General features: G+C 44.4%; 16 protein-coding genes. 9 read left to right on the forward strand and 7 right to left on the reverse strand.

Going from position 1 to position 17,199, the window contains the following annotated elements:
* Positions 1–204 precede the first annotated feature (204 nt).
* From ACTW1R_RS06470 to ACTW1R_RS06480, 3 genes are read left to right on the forward strand one after another with little or no spacing between them, the layout of a single operon-like run.
* Entirely contained in the window at positions 205–2,037 is a 1,833-nt protein-coding gene (locus ACTW1R_RS06470) for a beta-glucoside-specific PTS transporter subunit IIABC (protein ID WP_489927536.1), read from the forward strand.
* A 47-nt stretch (positions 2,038–2,084) separates the two neighbouring features.
* Entirely contained in the window at positions 2,085–3,548 is a 1,464-nt protein-coding gene (locus ACTW1R_RS06475) for a glycoside hydrolase family 1 protein (RefSeq protein WP_015509472.1), read from the forward strand.
* Between the two features lie 20 nt (positions 3,549–3,568).
* The gene (locus ACTW1R_RS06480) at positions 3,569–4,417 is read left to right on the forward strand and encodes a PRD domain-containing protein (RefSeq protein ID WP_015509473.1); all 849 of its coding nucleotides are present in this window, start codon (positions 3,569–3,571) and stop codon (positions 4,415–4,417) included.
* Between the two features lie 65 nt (positions 4,418–4,482).
* Here the strand turns inward: ACTW1R_RS06480 and ACTW1R_RS06485 are convergent, their stop codons facing one another.
* Positions 4,483–4,848: an HIT family protein gene (locus ACTW1R_RS06485; protein ID WP_489927537.1), complete on the reverse strand. Its 366-nt coding sequence runs from the start codon at positions 4,846–4,848 to the stop codon at positions 4,483–4,485.
* Between the two features lie 210 nt (positions 4,849–5,058).
* Between ACTW1R_RS06485 and ACTW1R_RS06490 the strand changes: the two genes are divergently transcribed.
* From ACTW1R_RS06490 to ACTW1R_RS06505, 4 genes are all read left to right on the forward strand, one after another.
* Entirely contained in the window at positions 5,059–6,039 is a 981-nt protein-coding gene (locus ACTW1R_RS06490) for an aldo/keto reductase (RefSeq protein ID WP_270290460.1), read from the forward strand.
* Positions 6,040–6,126: 87 nt separating this feature from the next.
* Entirely contained in the window at positions 6,127–6,534 is a 408-nt protein-coding gene (locus ACTW1R_RS06495; protein WP_016610339.1) for a MerR family transcriptional regulator, read from the forward strand.
* A 60-nt stretch (positions 6,535–6,594) separates the two neighbouring features.
* The gene (locus ACTW1R_RS06500; protein WP_489927538.1) at positions 6,595–7,155 is read left to right on the forward strand and encodes an NAD(P)H-binding protein; all 561 of its coding nucleotides are present in this window, start codon (positions 6,595–6,597) and stop codon (positions 7,153–7,155) included.
* 164 nt (positions 7,156–7,319) lie between these two features.
* On the forward strand, positions 7,320–7,943 hold the full coding sequence (locus ACTW1R_RS06505) for a YitT family protein (RefSeq protein ID WP_016610336.1): 624 nt from the start codon (positions 7,320–7,322) through the stop codon (positions 7,941–7,943).
* Positions 7,944–8,045: 102 nt separating this feature from the next.
* Here the strand turns inward: ACTW1R_RS06505 and ACTW1R_RS06510 are convergent, their stop codons facing one another.
* From ACTW1R_RS06510 to ACTW1R_RS06525, 4 genes are read right to left on the reverse strand one after another with little or no spacing between them, the layout of a single operon-like run.
* Positions 8,046–8,810, reverse strand: a complete 765-nt coding sequence (locus tag ACTW1R_RS06510) for an ABC transporter permease subunit (RefSeq protein WP_086292142.1) — start codon at positions 8,808–8,810, stop codon at positions 8,046–8,048.
* Positions 8,807–9,718, reverse strand: a complete 912-nt coding sequence (locus ACTW1R_RS06515; protein ID WP_016610334.1) for an ABC transporter ATP-binding protein — start codon at positions 9,716–9,718, stop codon at positions 8,807–8,809. Before ACTW1R_RS06515 ends, ACTW1R_RS06510 begins: the two co-directional genes overlap by 4 nt.
* Positions 9,715–9,942 (reverse strand): PLD nuclease N-terminal domain-containing protein, encoded by a 228-nt coding sequence (locus tag ACTW1R_RS06520; RefSeq protein ID WP_010747962.1) that lies wholly within the window; start codon positions 9,940–9,942, stop codon positions 9,715–9,717. Before ACTW1R_RS06520 ends, ACTW1R_RS06515 begins: the two co-directional genes overlap by 4 nt.
* Positions 9,935–11,125, reverse strand: coding sequence for a helix-turn-helix domain-containing protein (locus ACTW1R_RS06525; RefSeq protein ID WP_016610333.1), 1,191 nt, complete (start codon positions 11,123–11,125; stop codon positions 9,935–9,937). Before ACTW1R_RS06525 ends, ACTW1R_RS06520 begins: the two co-directional genes overlap by 8 nt.
* A gap of 155 nt (positions 11,126–11,280) precedes the next feature.
* Between ACTW1R_RS06525 and ACTW1R_RS06530 the strand changes: the two genes are divergently transcribed.
* Positions 11,281–12,432 carry a glycerate kinase family protein gene (locus tag ACTW1R_RS06530; protein WP_489927539.1) on the forward strand — a complete coding sequence of 384 codons (1,152 nt, stop codon included), beginning with the start codon at positions 11,281–11,283 and terminating at the stop codon, positions 12,430–12,432.
* A gap of 89 nt (positions 12,433–12,521) precedes the next feature.
* On the opposite strand, the gene ACTW1R_RS06535 is transcribed toward ACTW1R_RS06530, so the two are convergent.
* Positions 12,522–12,860: a RidA family protein gene (locus ACTW1R_RS06535; RefSeq protein WP_142964437.1), complete on the reverse strand. Its 339-nt coding sequence runs from the start codon at positions 12,858–12,860 to the stop codon at positions 12,522–12,524.
* A 268-nt stretch (positions 12,861–13,128) separates the two neighbouring features.
* Here ACTW1R_RS06535 and ACTW1R_RS06540 point away from each other — a divergent pair, with 268 nt between their 5' ends.
* The gene (locus tag ACTW1R_RS06540) at positions 13,129–15,693 is read left to right on the forward strand and encodes an HAD-IC family P-type ATPase (RefSeq protein ID WP_375826322.1); all 2,565 of its coding nucleotides are present in this window, start codon (positions 13,129–13,131) and stop codon (positions 15,691–15,693) included.
* Between the two features lie 16 nt (positions 15,694–15,709).
* On the opposite strand, the gene mafR is transcribed toward ACTW1R_RS06540, so the two are convergent.
* Positions 15,710–17,161 (reverse strand): global transcriptional activator MafR, encoded by a 1,452-nt coding sequence (mafR, locus tag ACTW1R_RS06545; RefSeq protein ID WP_375826323.1) that lies wholly within the window; start codon positions 17,159–17,161, stop codon positions 15,710–15,712.
* Between the last annotated feature and the right edge of the window lie 38 nt (positions 17,162–17,199).

Below are 17,199 nucleotides of genomic sequence, written 5' to 3' on the forward strand. Positions count from 1 at the left end.
AATATTTTTAAAACGGTGGTTGCGTTTTCAAATAAAGCATGGTATTATGCAAGTAATAAAACAGGCATGTGACTGGTAATGCAGGCAGGACCTATAAAAAACATGGAAGGGATCGTTGGATTCCGTTCAATGTTTTTGTAGGTGCTGCCTGCTTTTTTCTTTGTTTGGCCAACAAAGGAAAACTAATTAAAGGAGAAGAAAATTATGAATGTAAAAGAAACGGCAACTGCCATCGTTGAGTTGATTGGCGGAAAAGAAAATATCGCACATTTGGAACATTGCTCCACACGCTTGCGCTTTACCTTAAAAGACAATAGCCTCGTACAAAAAGATGCCTTGGAAAAAGTCGATGGTGTGATTGGGGTGCGACAAAATGTCCAATGCCAAGTCATCATCGGCAATGATGTCGTCGAAGTGTATGATGAGGTTATGAACGTGTTAGGTCATGAGCTAACAGCGGATGGAGGAAGTGAAGGAAAACAAAAACAATCGTGGGGTGCGGTCCTGCTTGATTTTATTATCTCGATTTTTCAACCGTTGATTCCAGCAGTCGCTGGTGGGGGCGTCTTGAAATCCTTACTGTTACTTGCTTCTGTCACTGGATTGATGGACAATACGAGCCAGACGTATCAAATTTTGAATCTGATCGGTGGCGCACCATTGTATTTCTTACCGATTTTAGTGGCGATCACCACGGCAAATAAATTAAAGGTCAACCAATTGGTGGCGGTTTCCGCTGTCGGTGCCTTGATTTTGCCTGAACTAACGACACTATTGACAGATGGCGCAGCGTTCATGGGCTTCGGTTTACAAAATATCGCCTATGCGTCACAAGTATTTCCAGCCATTTTAACGGTTTTATTTTACGCTCAAATTGAAAAGCTATTTACCCGAATCTCACCAAAACCGATCCGTATCTTCTTTGTTCCGATGATGAGCTTAGTTATTACGGTTCCAGTTGCTTTATTGATTTTAGGCCCATTAGGCTTTGAAGTCGGAACGATTTTTTCAGCAGCGATCATTTGGCTGTATGCCCATTTAGGTTGGGTGGCAACAGGGATTTTAGCCGCTGTTTTACCATTGATGGTGGTTACTGGTATGCACAAAGCCATGATTCCCTATGCTGTTTCGTCCATGAGTGAGATGGGGGCAGAGCTGTTATACTTGCCTGCCTCATTGGCACATAACATTGCAGAAGCTGGTGCTTGTTTTGCGGTGAGTGTTCGGACCAAAGACCAAAAACTTCGTTCAACCGCTGTTTCTGCAGGCATCTCCGCCCTTTTTGGCATCACCGAGCCTGCTTTGTATGGGGTGACGATCCTGCATAAACGAGTGCTTTACGGCGTGATGGCTTCCAGCCTAGTTGGTGGAGCGGTGGCTGGTTTGTTTGCCATCAAGGCCTTCGCATTAGTTGGCCCTGGTCTAGCAAGTATCACTATGTTCGTGGATGAAGCCAACCCGATGAATCTTGTGTGGGCATTGGTCACGTTAGGGGTATCCTTTGCTGTTGCTTTTGTCCTTGTCCTTTTCTTATTCAAAGACAAAGTGGTAGAAAATAAGACGACTGTTGCCGATCCCAAAGCCGAAGTATTGAGCAAACCAGTAGATGGGCAAGTGGTAGCTTTATCTGAAGTCAACGATGAAGTCTTTTCAAGCGGCATGATCGGAGAAGGGTTCGGGATCATCCCGACGTCTGGCGAATTGATCGCACCAGAAGATGGCGAGATCACGATGTTGTTTGAAACCAACCATGCGATCGGGTTAAAAACCCGTAATGGCGCAGAACTGCTCTTTCATATCGGCTTGGATACCGTCCAATTAGAAGGCAAACACTTTACCCCTTACGTAAAAGCGGGGGATCAAGTGAAACAAGGGCAACCGCTGATCCAATTTGATCTAGATGCCATCAAAGCAGCTGGTTTTGATCCAATCGTGATCTGTGTGGTCACCAATCAAGAAAACTTTACAGTCAAAACGATCGAATCAACCGATGAGCAAAGCGACCAAGGTGTCCTATCGATCGCACCACTCGTCTAAACAAATGAGCAATGCAATAAAAACAATGTAAAAAGGGGATTGAAAAAATGACTGAAACAACTTTTCCAAAGGACTTCTTATGGGGTGGCGCTATCGCCGCAAATCAAGTAGAAGGAGGTTGGAATCTTGGCGGCAAAGGCTTGTCAGTGGCTGATGTGGCGACCTACAAACCTCATGTCGATAACAAAGATTATGCGGCGCACATGAGCGTGACCGTAGAAGCCGTCAAAGAAGCGATGGCAGATCCAACAGATACCATCTATCCAAAACGGCGAGGAATCGATTTCTATCACCGCTATCCAGAAGATTTGGCTTTGTTTGCGGAGATGGGCTTTAAAGTGTTGCGATTGTCGATTGCGTGGACCCGTTTGTTCCCAACCGGGGAAGAAACGACACCCAATCAAGAAGGGATCGCTTTTTACCGCAATGTCTTTCAAGAAATGCAGCGCTTGGGGATCAAACCGATCGTAACCTTGTCTCACTATGAAATGCCGCTAGCCCTTAGCTTGAAGTACAATGGCTGGGTGGAACGTAAAGTAATCGATGACTTTGTCCGCTTTGCAACCGTCTGTTTCGAAGAATTTGGGGAGTATGTGGAATATTGGCTGACCTTTAACGAAATCGACAGTATCCATCGTCATCCCTTTACAACAGCAGGCATCATTCCAGAACAATCAGAAGCAGGCAAAGAAGAGCAAGAGGTGTATCAAGCGCTCCATCACCAATTTGTTGCCAGCTCATTAGTGACCAAAATCGCTCATGAGAAAAACCCAAACAATAAAGTTGGCTGTATGTTAACGAAACTAATGACGTATCCATTGACTTGTGACCCATTGGATGTTGAATTGACCTTAAAGAAAAACTTGGAAAATGATTTTTATGCGGACGTTCAAGTCAAAGGGGCTTATCCGCGAATGATTGAAAAAGATCTGGAAAAACGCGGCATCAAGATTGAAATGGCACCAGAAGACCGCCAAATCTTAAAAGATCACACCGTTGATTTTCTTTCCTTTAGTTATTATATGTCTATGGCCGAATCAGGTGATCCAAATGCCGAACGGACACCGGGCAATACGGTTTTAGGGGTGAAAAATCCCAAGCTGCCATCAACTGAATGGGGCTGGCAGATCGATCCTAAAGGCTTGAAAATCTCCTTGCTTTCATTGTATGATCGGTATCAAGTGCCATTAATGATCGTTGAAAATGGTATGGGCGCCGTGGATGTCCTTGAAGACGGCCAAGTGCATGATCCGTATCGGGTCGATTATTTCAAGGCACACTTCAAACAAATGAAGGAAGCCATCGATGAAGGGGTCGATTTGATTGGTTATACTTCTTGGGCACCGATCGATCTGGTCAGTGCGGGTACGTCACAAGTGACGAAACGCTATGGCTTCATTTATGTGGATGCCGATGATGAAGGAAACGGCAGTTATGACCGTTTGAAAAAAGATTCCTTCGACTGGTACAAAGAAGTGATCGCCACCAATGGCGCAAGTTTGGCAGAATAAACAGTGAGGAGCGAGAGTGCATGATTTACATCAAGAAAGTCTTAAATTCAAGTGTCGTACTTGTTGATAAGGAAGGCCAAGAAATGATTGCACTTGGGAAAGGCATCGGCTATGGAAAGAAAGTCGGCGACAGCATAGCCGATACCCAGATCGATCAAGTTTTTCTGCCAATCGATGAAAAAAAATCAGGTCAGTTTGCCGATTTAGTGGATGAGATTCCGTTGTACTATTTTGAAATGACCAAAGAAATCGTCCAACTGGCGCAAAAAATGCTGCCATATCCGCTAAATTCAACGATTTACCTCACCTTATCGGATCACTTGCACTTTGCTGTAGAACGTCAGCAAAAAGGCTTGAGTGTGACGAATCGGCTCTATTGGGAAATCAAGAATTACTATACAGATGAATTTCGAGCGGCCGAACAGGCACTACGCTTGTTGAAAGAGAAGTATCAAATTGAGCTGCCAGAAGAAGAAGCCTCCAATATCGCGTTTCATTTGATCAATGCCCAGTCGAACACCGAGGAAAATCAAGATGGGTTGAAAAAGGCCAAATTGATCGGGTTGATCGTCAATATGGTGCGCTACTCGATCCAGCAAGACGTCAACACCAATTCGATCCATTACAATCGCTTTATCACCCACGTGCGTTTCTTCGTTGACCGATTCTTTTTGGATGGTCTGCTGCAAGAAGAAGATGAAGGACTATACCGTCAAATGTGGGCTCTTTATCCGAATGCTATGGAGATTGCGACAAAAGTCAAAGCCTATATCGATAAAGAATACCAAACGAAGATCCCTGTCAATGAAATCGTCTATCTAGGCGTTCATATCAATCGATTGATGAATCATTCAGCGATCAATTCCTAAGCGTCCTCATTTTAACAAACATAAACAAGCCGTTTCCCTTTGCTGGAGAAACGGCTTGTTTGTGTTTAGTAGGCTTGCTTGTTAGGAATCACGCCTCGAACGCCGCCTTTTGGCTGCTCCACGTCGCCTTGGTAGCGTGGGATCAAATGACAATGGCAATGAAAGACCGTCTGTCCAGCAGCCTCCCCGCAATTGAAGCCGATGTTGAAGCCGTCTGGTCGATAGGTTTCCAATAAATAAGCTTTGCCTCCCTGCAACAAAGCCTGCAAGTCTTGTAATTCCTCTTGGGTGAGAGCAAAATAATCCCTGCGATGCGCTTTGGGGATCAATAGCAAGTGTCCAGGGGTGACGGGGTACTTATCAGCGATCGCATAAAAGCGTTCGTTTTCAATGATCGCATGTTTTGAGGCAGTACAAAAAATACAAGTCAAAATCTTTCGCTCCTTTTTCTCGGCTAGATAGCGTATCAATACTTATCTTTAGTGTACCAAAAGCTGATTTGAAATGAAACGCACGAAAAAAAGCATGTCCTTTTGAGTCAATTGACAGTAAAATAAAAAAAAGTTTATAGATTCGCTTGACTTAGAGTGCACTTCAACCTGTATGCTTAGTGTAACTTAAAAAAACAGGAGGACGTACAAATGGACTATGTAAAATTTGGCAATACAGGACTTGATGTGTCACCTTTGTGTTTAGGGACAATGGGATTTGGCGATCCCAACAGCGGGTTTCATGAGTGGGTGTTAGAAGAAGACGACAGTCGTGAAGTCATCAAAAAAGCCTTGGATCTGGGTATCAACTTTTTTGATACGGCAAATGTCTATTCTTATGGAGCGAGCGAAGAAATCGTCGGTCGAGCACTGAATGATTTTGCGCCACGAGATGAGATCGTGGTTGCCACAAAACTATATTCTAAAATGAAACAGCGACCTAACAGTGGAGGCTTATCCCGAAAAGCGATTTTTTATCAAGTCGAACAAAGCTTAAAACGCCTGCAAATGGACTACATTGATCTGTATATCATCCATCGTTGGGATTACCACACGCCAATTGAAGAAACCATGAAGGCATTACATGATTTGGTAGTTTCTGGAAAAGTACGCTATATCGGCGCATCTGCGATGTACGCTTGGCAATTTGCCAAAGCACAAGCAGTCGCTGAAAAAAATGGCTGGACCAAATTTGTTTCGATGCAAAATCACTTGAACTTGCTTTATCGAGAAGAAGAGCGAGAAATGATGCCCTTGTGTGCCGATCAAAAAATTGCCGTGACGCCATATAGCCCATTGGCTGCCGGACGGTTAACAAGAGATTGGGGTGCAGAGACCAAACGGTACTTAACGGATAAAACCGCCAATCAAAAGTACGACAAAACGATGGAACAAGACCGAGAGATCGTGGCGCGGGTCGCACAGATCGCTGACAAACACCAAAGCAAACGGGCGCAAATCGCCTTGGCATGGTTATTACAAAAAGAAGAAGTGGTCGCACCAATTATCGGCGCAACAAAAGAAAGCCATTTATTAGATGCATTACCTGCCCTTGATCTAAAGCTGACTGCCGAAGAGATTGCGTATTTGGAAGAGCCATACTTGCCTCATGCAGTGGTAGGAGCGGAATAATCAGACACAGTCAAAAGTGGTTCCTTGATTAAAGAGAGAATACACCACGAGTGAGGAAGAAAAAATGCAAAACAAGGAAGTGAAGCCATGAATATCAAAAAAGTCAGTGAACTGAGCGGCGTCTCAGCTGATACCATCCGTTACTATGAAAAGATTGGGCTGATTCCGGCGGTCAAACGCAATAAAAACGGTGTTCGTGAATTTGATGATGACGACTTAAAATGGATCACCTTTACCAGGCAAATGCGCAACGCTGGACTATCGATTGATGGCCTGAGTCATTACCTGGCTTTATTTGAAGAAGGGCGAGGGACGGTTCCTGAGCGCAAGCAGCTGTTAGCCGAACAAATTGCAGTTTTGCGGGAGAAAATCTCAGATATGACGGAAGCTGTTGAACGTTTAGAATACAAATTGGAACATTACGACGAGCATGTTCTGCCGACTGAAGAACGACTGCGTCAACGCAAAGCCAATCTCGTCAACCAGACTTTATGACAAGCCATTTTTTCTACTCAAAGAACGAGGCTTGAATTTTTCAAAAATGAAAGGGAGCTTATGAAACGACTTGCGATTTTAGGTGCTGCTGGCACGATCGGTCAGCGATCACGGCAAAAACTTTTGGAAAGAACCAATCGACCACTCGTACTCTATGCCCGCCGTGCAACGGAGCGTTTGCATGAGATCGATGCTGCGCGTGAGACGATCATTGATGGTGACTTTCTCGATTTAGGACGACTCGTTCGGGCATTGCAAAGCTGCCAGTCGGTTTTTTTGACGGATATCCATGATCCTCGGGCAACGCTGCGGGTGATCGAGGCAATGAAATTAGCAGAGGTCAACCAATTGATCAGTGTCGCACCCGAAAAAAGACTTTGTACATTGGAGGCATTGAAGCAATTGGCAGACTTAACAGCGCCTTTTCTTGCCCCTGAAAAGCATCAGCTGCTCTTGCAGCAAAAAAATCGCTTGATGTCCTACCAATTGATTGTAGGCTCAGAGTTGGCTGTTCGCTTTGTTCATTTGCCATCAATGGAAGAATGCATGTTACAGCCAGGGGGATGGCAAGAAGCAGTCGCAGAAGAAATGCTTGCGATGTATCACTGCTATACAGCCTAAAGCCTGTGCATTTGTGATGAAAACCAACATGCTTTCTTGAAGTTCAGAATCATTTTTTTCATGTTTTCATGAAAAAAATGGTTCTTTCTTTTGAGCTTTTTTTGATAGAATAGACAGAAGCTTTTATCCATAAAATTAGTTGCCAGATTGAAAGGAGAACGTTGATGGAATCACTTATCAAAAAAAATCTTGCTTTATTGCTTGGGGTGCTGTGGATCTGCATCGCATTAAACTTTTTCCTTTTGCCTCACAGTATTGCTTCTGCTGGTGTCGGGTCGATCGGCTATCTGATCGAAACCGGCTGGTCGATCAATCGTCATATCGTTGTCTGGGGGATTAATTTATTGATGCTGGCGTTGGCATTTTTGCTTTTAAAGCGAGAGGTCTTTGTCAATACGGTTATCGGCAGTCTGGCATTTCCCGTTCTTCTGGCGCTTTTACCAGAGATCATGCTCTTGCGTTTTTATTCCGTTTCCTTGATTTTAGGTAGTTTCTTCTTTAGCTTCGGTATTTTTTCACTTTACAAAATCGGTGCTTCCAATGGTGGGGTCACGATTCCGCCGCTGATTTTGGAAAAATACTATGGCATTCGAAAATCTAGTGGTGTCTTCTTAACCAATCTGATCATCATCTTGTTGAATCTCCTGATTTTTTCTTGGCAAGAAGCCCTCATTTCCGCTTTCTCTATCTATTTGATTGCCTTTTTCATGCGCTTCTTTATGCGGATCGAGCAAAAAACACAGGCAAAAAAAGCAGTGAACGTTCAAGAAACAGCAGAACTAGAATAAACTAGCAGAAGCAAACCATCGGTGCAACAGGTAGTGACCCCCAAGAGTTAGACGAAACGTCTACCTACAGGAGGTCAGTCCAACATTTGCACCGATGGTTTTTTAATAGTTTCTTTTTCTCAAAACAGCAATAGCTCCGGCTAGGCAGCTGATGATCAATAAGCAACTCAGCAGCAGCGCTGGCAGCAGTTCCCCTAGTTTGATTTGGTCGGTTAAGTAGTTAGGAAATTGGCTGGAAAGGGAATAAGGATTCCAGTTTGTTACTTGACTCCATAGGTTGCCTAACATGCCCATCAGATAACAGACGCCTATAAACAACAGCCCTTGATAGATGCTTTTGGCAAAGCTGGAACCTAGCAGCAGGATGCTGATTGCTAGTAAACCAAAAAGCCAATAGCTGAACAATGCGCTAGGGACTTGAACAGCGCTAGAATCATCGAAATAGATCAAGGTATAAAAAGCACTGACACTGGCACTTAGGAGGTAGCTCAAAGACCACAGAATCGTTAAATAGCCAGCTTTGGCACAGACGATCGTCGTTTTCGGTAATCCTTTCGTAATCAGCTGAATAAAGGTCCCTTGGGCTATTTCGGCAGAGAGCGTATCGGTAAAAAGAACCACAAATACAAGCAGACCAATCGTGCCGATGTTGCTGTAAAACTGCAGCCACGCATCGATCGATGTCGGATCAGCAATCGTGATTTCAATCGATTCCGGCATCATACTGGCCATCAGATCTGGCATAATTTTGGCAGTAAAGGGAGAAAGCATACCAATCAGAGCAAACAGGATCAAGCAAATCAGTAGTTTTTTGCTGCGAAGACCGCCGAGAAATTCTTTCTTTAAGAAAACAAGAAACACCTTCATTTGATCACCTCCAAATAAATCGCCTCTAAAGTCGGTTCGATCCGTTGAAAGGATTCAGGTACTATCTGTTGTTCATTGAGCAATCGCAGCAACTGCTTTCCAACATTCGTGTCGGCAGTTTCGTCGATCAGTAATTGATTGTTCTTTCTTTCTGCCGCAATGCCGTGGGATGCTAACAGATTGGCAAATTTCGAATGGTCACCTTCGTTGGTAAAGACAATCCCAAAGGCGGTTTTTCGATAACGTTTTTTTAAGGAATCCATCGTTTCAAACGCCTGGATCTGACCTTTGTGCAAAATCGCAATGTAATCTGACAGTTGCTCGACATCTGCGAGAATATGGGATGAAAAAAGAACTGTCGTTTCTTCTTTGATTTTAGCCAATACATCAAGAAAGGCCTTGCGACCTAAAGGATCGAGTGCAGAGGTCGGCTCATCACAAATCAAGATAGCTGGTCGGTTGATCAATGCTTGAGCTAATCCAAGACGCTGCTTCATGCCGCGAGAAAAGCCAGCGATTTTTTGTTTCGAAGCTTCCAGGCCTACCAACGCTAAAACTTCCATCACCCGCTGAGGCTGAAAAGGTTCTTGATTGGGCTGGATCTTTCCGCAAAAAGTCAAATATTCTACAGCTGTCATAAACGAGTAAAACTGCGGTACATCTGGTAAATAGCCGATCCAGCGATTGGTCTTGGCTGAGCCGAATTGCACCACTTCGCCGCAAACGGTGATTTCGCCTTCATCAATGGGGAGCAATCCTAAAATCGCCTTCATGGTCGTTGTTTTGCCAGCACCATTTTCCCCGACAAACCCCACAACGCTGCCCTTTGGAACCGAAAAGGTTAGGTCTTGCAGCACTTGTTTGCGCCCAAAACGCTTGGATAAATGGTTGATCTCGATCATCTTCATTGTTGGTCCTCTTTTCCGAAAGCAAAATAAAGGATAGGACCGATCAGGCTAACAAAACAGGCGATGAAAAGCCAAAGAATACGGGAGCCGAATTTAAACTGTTCTTGTTTTAAAATATCGCGAACCGCCAAGATGATCAGGACCAATTGCAAAACAATCAAGGGGATCAGTACGGGCAAATAATCAGACATATTTTCTGGTATATTTAGTGAAACACTATTCATGTGAAGCCCTCCTTTGTGGCTCATTTTCTTGTTCGGACAGTTTTTGCAGCTGCTGAAATAATTCTTCAAATAGTGGTTGCTTCAGATAAGGTTCAAATAATGGTGTGAACTGCGCGATTTCGAGAAATTGTTTTTTGACATTGTCTGAGTTCCGCGGGATCTGACTACCTAATTCTAATTCGCTGATCCACTCATCGATGCTATTGAAATAATCGTCTCCTTTCAAAACGATTTCCTCAGGCGTGTCTGCTAATGTTTTCACATACAGCGTTAATGCTTGTAGCAATAAGCTTTCTTTTCCTAAAGCGGCAAAAGAAACCATTCCAGCAGATAAAAAGTTCAGTAAAGAAAGGGGATGCAGCTGGGCCAGTTGGAAGCTCTCGCTGAGTGCCAGCCCACGTGCAAAGGTTTTTTCCAGTTGCTCCTCGTCTTGTGTGAGCATTGCCAAATAATTTGTCAGTAAGCTCATAAAAAGAATCAAGTATTGATAAATCGCACTTTGCGTCACAATCTCAGCTTGCTGCAACTGATTTTTTTGCTGAAATGCGGCGGCAATCAACGGTTCGCTAGGTAAGAAAGAGAGCGTTTTCGTGCCAAGGATCGCCAAGACCTCATCGGGCTTGTTTCTCATCAGCAGACAATAGGCTTCGATTTGTTGCGCTTGTTGTGCCAACGCATTGTCACCATGCGCAATGATCCGTTGATAAAGGATTTCTGCTTCTTTCAAATAGGTAGTTTTCTTCGCTTCCATCAAGGCTTCTTCAGAGGGGTGCCCTTCTGTGCTATCTGCTACAGGGACATCTGGCAAAAGATCCCAATGATTTAAGTAAAAGGAGCCCATCTGTAACAAGAACGGGTAACAAGAGTAATACCGTTTGGTAAAACTTTGTGCCAGCGCGAGGACTTCACTTGGTGTTTTTGTTTGAAAGGCGTCTTTTAGTAATTGATAGATTCGCTGGATCTCTTTAGGAGATAGCTGCGAGTCCAAAATCAATAATTCATCGACGCTGCAATCAAAATACGCTGCTAATAAGGGCAGCGAGGTGATATCTGGATAAGACTGTCCCGTTTCCCATTTCGAAACGGATGCTTTGGATACATTCATAAACACTGCTAATTCTTGCTGGGTAATACCTCGTTGTTTTCTTCTCCGAGCGATTTCCTCGCCAATTGGTAAGTCCATAGTGCACCTCCGATAGGTTTGTTTGGTATACTTCTATCATAAGAGGATAAGAGATGACTTACAATGGATTGCTAGTTAATTTTTGGTTGATTTAATTAACTACAAGTTGATTATAAGGCGAAGTATTCCAATCTTTGGGAAAGAGATGATCGTAAATGAGAGATAGAAAATTGAAAGTTGTAGCAGCGATCGATTCCTTCAAAGGAAGTGCCACTTCCGCAGAACTAAATGAAGCGGTCTTAAGCGGGTTTTCAGACCAGTGGGAAACACGCAGTATCCCAATCGCTGATGGGGGAGAAGGGTCAATGGCAGCAGTCATTGCTGCGCTGGGAGGCAATTACGAAACGGTTTCAGTTACCGCTCCATTAGGCGGTAAGTTGCAAGCCCGTATGTTGGTCACCAAAATCAAGGAAGAAAAAATTGCCCTGATTGAATCTGCAGAAGTGATTGGGTTGCAACTCGTGGAACCTAGTGACGAGACCACCCGCAATAGCTCTTCTTTTGGTTTAGGCCAAATGGTCTTAGCAGCTTGCAGGCAAGGTGTGAAAAAAATTTACCTGACCCTTGGCGGTAGCGGCACTTCTGATGGGGGTGTAGGCTTTTTACTTGCGCTAGGAGCAACCATTCAAAGAAACGAGCGGATGGAAAACAATCCTTTGCTGCAAGCAGAATCTCTGGCGCTCAGCCAGTTGAACCCTCTGCTTGCACAAATTGACCTGTTTGCATTGGCCGATGTAACGAATCCCTATTTTGGCAATCAGGGATTTGCGCAGGTTTTTGGTCCGCAAAAAGGGGCATCCCAAGAAACGATCCAGCAGTTGGATCAGCAGGCAAAGCACTTGGCTGAGCACATCAAGCGGACCACGGGGATCGATCTGGAAGTCCCTGGTGCTGGTGCGGCAGGTGGGCTTGGTGGTGCTGTTCGTTTGGCAGGTGGTCAATTGGTTCCAGGATTTGCGACGATCGCTTCATTGGTTGGGTTTGAGGAAAAAATCAAAGGAGCAGATTTGTTGATCACGGGTGAAGGACGCATCGATGGGCAAACCGCTGGGGGAAAAGTACCCTATGGCGTCGCGTTGCTCGCCCACAAACATCAGGTCCCCGTTGTTGCCATCTGCGGCTCCCGAAGCGACGATCTAGGAAAACTACCGCAACTACTATCTGCCGTCTTTTGTATCCAGCAAGGTCCGATTTCGTTGACAGAAGCGATGGAGAAAAAGCGAACCTTAGTGAATGCTCAACAGGCTGCTCAAGCCATCGCTGGTTTTGTGGAGCAGTGGCAAAAAAAGACTGAATCAGACACTTAAAATAGGACTGAATAAGAAGATAACACCAAAAAAACTTCGTATTGGCTACTGCCTTTTGTACGAAGTTTTTTTGGTGTTTTTCTCTGTGCTTAAGCCAAGGTAGCTTGTGCTTCAATCTCTACTTTAAAGTCAGGGGCAACCAAGCCGGCAACGATCACGAGACTCATGGCTGGTTTGTTTTCTACCAAAATAGTTTTAAACGCCGTACGGACAGCAGCTAAGTAGGCAGCATCTGTTAAAAAGACGGTCATTTTGACCACTGATGACCAGGACAGTTGATTGGCTGATAGAAGCTGTTCGATCTTTTTCAAAACGATGGTTGTTTGCTCTTGCGGGTCCTCAGGTGTGGCTCCGTCTTGCGACGGCGTTTGACCAGAAATGAAAAGAAAAGGTCCTTGAGCGATTTTTGTATCGGTATAGATTGCCATTTCTTTGGCTCCTTTCGTCTATCTTGCCTTTGGATGATGGGACAGATAGAAATTGATTGGGTGTGTCCTAGTTTACTTGATTCCACCTGCAAAAACAATCAACGGACGTGTTCAGTTGGTTGTGTGAAGCCACGTGACCAAGCCACTCTTCCCCTTTAAGAAAAGCACTCATTTTTTTCAGGCTCCGCTGAAATTATCGCCAGAATTTTATGGTTTCAATGTCTTATACTATGTTCAGATCAAATAAATAAACAAGGAGGAAAAAAATATGAATTGGTACAAAAACACAACAGAAGAACTATTACACACATTGCAAACAACACGGCAGGGCCTTTCCTCCGAAGAACGCAACCAGCGTTTAGCAAAGCAAGGTGAAAATAAAATTACTGAGGCAGCGCAGATCCCCACATGGAAGAAAGTCGGCAAGCACTTTACCGACTTACTGATGTTGGTCTTGATCGTCGCAGCCGTCTTAAAAGGGATTTCTGGTGATTATATCGAAAGCGGCATTATTATGGCGGTCGTCGTCATCAATGGATTCGTCGGCTACTGGCAAGAGCGCAAAGCCCAAGAATCACTGGATGGATTGAAGCAGTTCATGGGGCAAGAAGCAACGATTTATGTTCACGGCCGCAAGAAGAAAATTGCTGTTTCTTCCTTAGTAAATGGAGATTTAGTCGTTTTAGGACCAGGAGATGTTGTACCAGCAGATATGCGCTTGATCGAAACCCATGATCTTGTGATTGAAGAGTCGATTTTAACTGGCGAATCTGAGCCTGTTCAAAAAATGACCGAGCCTATTACTCAAGAAAGTACAATTGGTGACCAGCGGAACATGGCGTTTTCTGGTACCCATGTAGAAAGCGGAACTGCCAGCGGGATCGTCGTTGAAACAGGCGACGATACACAAATCGGCCAGATCAATCAAGCAATTCAGTCTGTGAAAGCGCAAGAAACCCCGTTGATCAAAAAAATGAAGCAATTGAATCACCAAATCTTTAAAGGCATTATCGGATTAGTGATTTTCTTGATCTTCTTTACTACCTTCCGCTACGGCTTTGATCTTGATCTCTTGTTCTCATCAGGTATCGCCTTAGTGGTAGCGATGATTCCTGAGGGTTTGCCAGCCGTGATGAACATGATTTTATCGATGGGTGTCAAGGAAATGTCCGAGGAGCAAGCAATCATCAAAACGATGCCATCAGTGGAGACACTAGGTGCCATGACGGTGATTTGTTCAGACAAAACAGGAACCTTGACCAAAAATGAAATGACGGTCGTCGATGTTTTAGTTGAGTCAAACGTGGATAAAGCAACGGTGCTTGATATCATGGCAAATTGTCAAGACTTGAAGCAAGACGAAGGACAAAAGGCTGCGGATCTCGTTGGGAACCCAACCGAAAAAGCCTTGTTACAATACGCAGAATCAGCGCAGCAACCATTGCGTAAAACAGTCGATAAGATTCCTTTTAGTTCCTCTTACAAGTACATGGCAACACGCCATCAAAATCAAGAAGAGCCGAATGCCTCGGTAGTTTTTGTCAAAGGTGCGCCCGAAGTGTTGCTTGAGAAAAGCCAACTGACTTCAAATCAAAAGCAATGGTGGTTAGATGAAAGTGCAAAATTAGCAGCGAAAGGGCAGCGGCTGATCGGCTTTGCGCATCTGACACTGTCGGCACAGGAGTCCTTGTCCCACGAAGGGCTAACCAATTTAACCTTTGTCGGGATCGCTGGTATCATTGATCCTCCGAAAGACAGTGCCATCAAAGCGGTAAAAGAGTGCTTGCAAGCGGGCATCCAAGTCAAAATGATCACAGGAGACCATGGCAAGACTGCTCAAGCCATCGGCAAGCAAATTGGCTTGAAGCACACAAATCACGTGTTGGAAGGGTTAGAAATCGATCTGCTGTCGGAGGAAGAATTGCAGCAAGCAGTCCAAAAGACAGACATCTTTGCTCGAACGACCCCTGAGCATAAATTACGGATCGTTAGTGCTTTGCAGGCGAATGAAGAGATCGTCGGAATGACCGGTGATGGCGTAAACGATGCACCAGCGCTGAAAAAAGCCGATATTGGGATCGCTATGGGGATCAAAGGCAGTGAAGTAACCAAGCAAGCAGCCGATATGGTTTTGGCAGACGATAATTTTCATACGATCGCCAATGCCGTCCGAGTGGGTCGTCGAATCTACGATAATTTGAAGAAAACCATCAACTTCTTCTTACCAACTGCGGTTGCCCAAGGATTGATCGTTATTGCGGCACTCTTGTTGAACCGACCACTGCCACTGACACCTGTCCAAATTTTATGGGTAAATATGGTGACAACGATCACGCTTTCTTACGCACTCGGTTTTGAAAAGGCAAGTGCGGATGTCATGAATCGACCACCACGGCCAATCAAAGAAGGCATCTTGTCTTGGTACAGCTTGTTCCGCATCTTCTACGTCTCGCTGTTGATCATGATTCCTTCTTACGTCTTAGCGGTTCAATTTGAGGGAACGGTCCTTCAGCAAAGCATGCTGCTGCAAAGTATCGTCTTTGCCCAAGCGGTCTACTTGTTGAACTGTCGGGAGCTGGTCAAGCCAGCCTTGAATCGCCAACTGTTTGCCAACCGAGCGCTATTCGTTTCTCTTTCACTGCTGATCGTATTACAGGCAGCTATTTTCCTAACCCCTCTAGGACACCATCTTTTAGGGATCGGTTCTTTGACCTTGATGCAGCAGTTGAGTATCGCTGCTAACGGCGCACTCCTTTTCGCAGTCGTTGAGGGTGAGAAATTTATTACGAATAAGCTGCAAGGACGGCAAAAAGCCGCTCCAGTGAAGCAGTAGCGGCAGCTTGATGATTCTAGCGATAGCTTAAATAATAGGTTTGGATGAGCTCAGTCACTTGATTGAGCTCATTTTTCGTTGGTACCATCGATAAGTAAAAAACTGGAACAGATACTTCCTCTAAAGGGAAATTTGAGAGAATAAAATCAACCTCGATTTTCACCAACGCTTCTAGTTGACCAGGCTCGATCGCCGATAAAAGGATGCGGGCACCGAGGAAGTCATTCAATTCTTGCAGGAGATAAGCTTTCCAGGCAGGCTCACCTTGGAAAACAAAATACCCTTTTGCGCGAATGGGATTGATTTGTAAAATCGCTTGTTGGATCAGTAAGGTGGTGGTTGACCATAATGGAAAACTCATTTCCGATTGACTGGCTGTTTGCTCTTCTAAAAAGTCATGGATCGTCGCTTCGATCGATAGCGAATAGGGTTGATTTAACCGTTGGATCTCGTGAAATTCGAGCCCGAACAGTTCTGAGAGCTTGGCTGACTCTTGCGATTTGATCAAAAGCAACAGTAGATTCTCAATCAGTTGTGTATCACTAGCTAAAGACAACTGCAACAAGCGGTCTAGTTTTCCAACAAAATGGGTCGTTTTCTGATAAATAGTTTTGTAGGATTCAAGAATTGCTTGGATCGTTGCGGACCAGTCGTTATTGTAGTTCCAACTTTCTAAGAAGCAGTAGAAGCTAAAGAAGTGTTCGCTGCGTTCTAAATAAACGCCTTCTTTTTGATACAGATGGCTTAATGGCTGTTGGAAAAGGCTATAAAGGGGATCGTCCCCCTGAAATTCAAAGGAATCGATACGGCAATTGGCTTTGATGCGAATCGTATTGATAAAAAACCAGCAGGTACCGTAGATTTGTTCCACTTCAATCTGCAGCTTGGCTTTTGCTAAGCGATCCAAGAAATGATAATAGTGGGACTCATGAATCGTATATTCCTCAAAAAAGTAATTGTTATGGGTGTATGGCAGTAACAGGCGATGAAAAAAAACACGGATGTTGATCTCACTTCCTTCAAAGCGGATCATGCGATTGGTGATCCGAATCCGCAACGAAAAATCAGTGAGACTTTTGTTTAATTTTGTCACATGTCGTCGCAAGGTCTCATAGGATGTTCCTGTTTGGCTAAGAATATCTTGCGTACGGAGTTCGCTGGAAAAAAGCAATGCTTTCATCAAAGAAACACCGATCGATTGAGGGAAAAACGTTTCCCAGAGCTGACTCATCAACAATGGCCCATCATGGGTCAGAGCAAAGCCGCTACTGGCAGCTTCGATCTGCCAACCATCAGGCAATTGTTGGCGAATATAGGTTAAATCGGAAAAAACGGTTCGCTCCGTCGTATCGATCAATTTTGCTAGTTGCTTGGCAGTGATCATTTTGTGATTCGCCAGTTGTTCCAAGAGAAGGATCTGACGTAATAAATCCTTCTCCGTAATGATTTTTTTCATCATCCCATCCATGACAAAAACTTCCTTTCCGAGTCTTTCATCAAAAGAGT

The sequence above is a fragment of the Enterococcus sp. R12 genome, assembly GCF_058135755.1.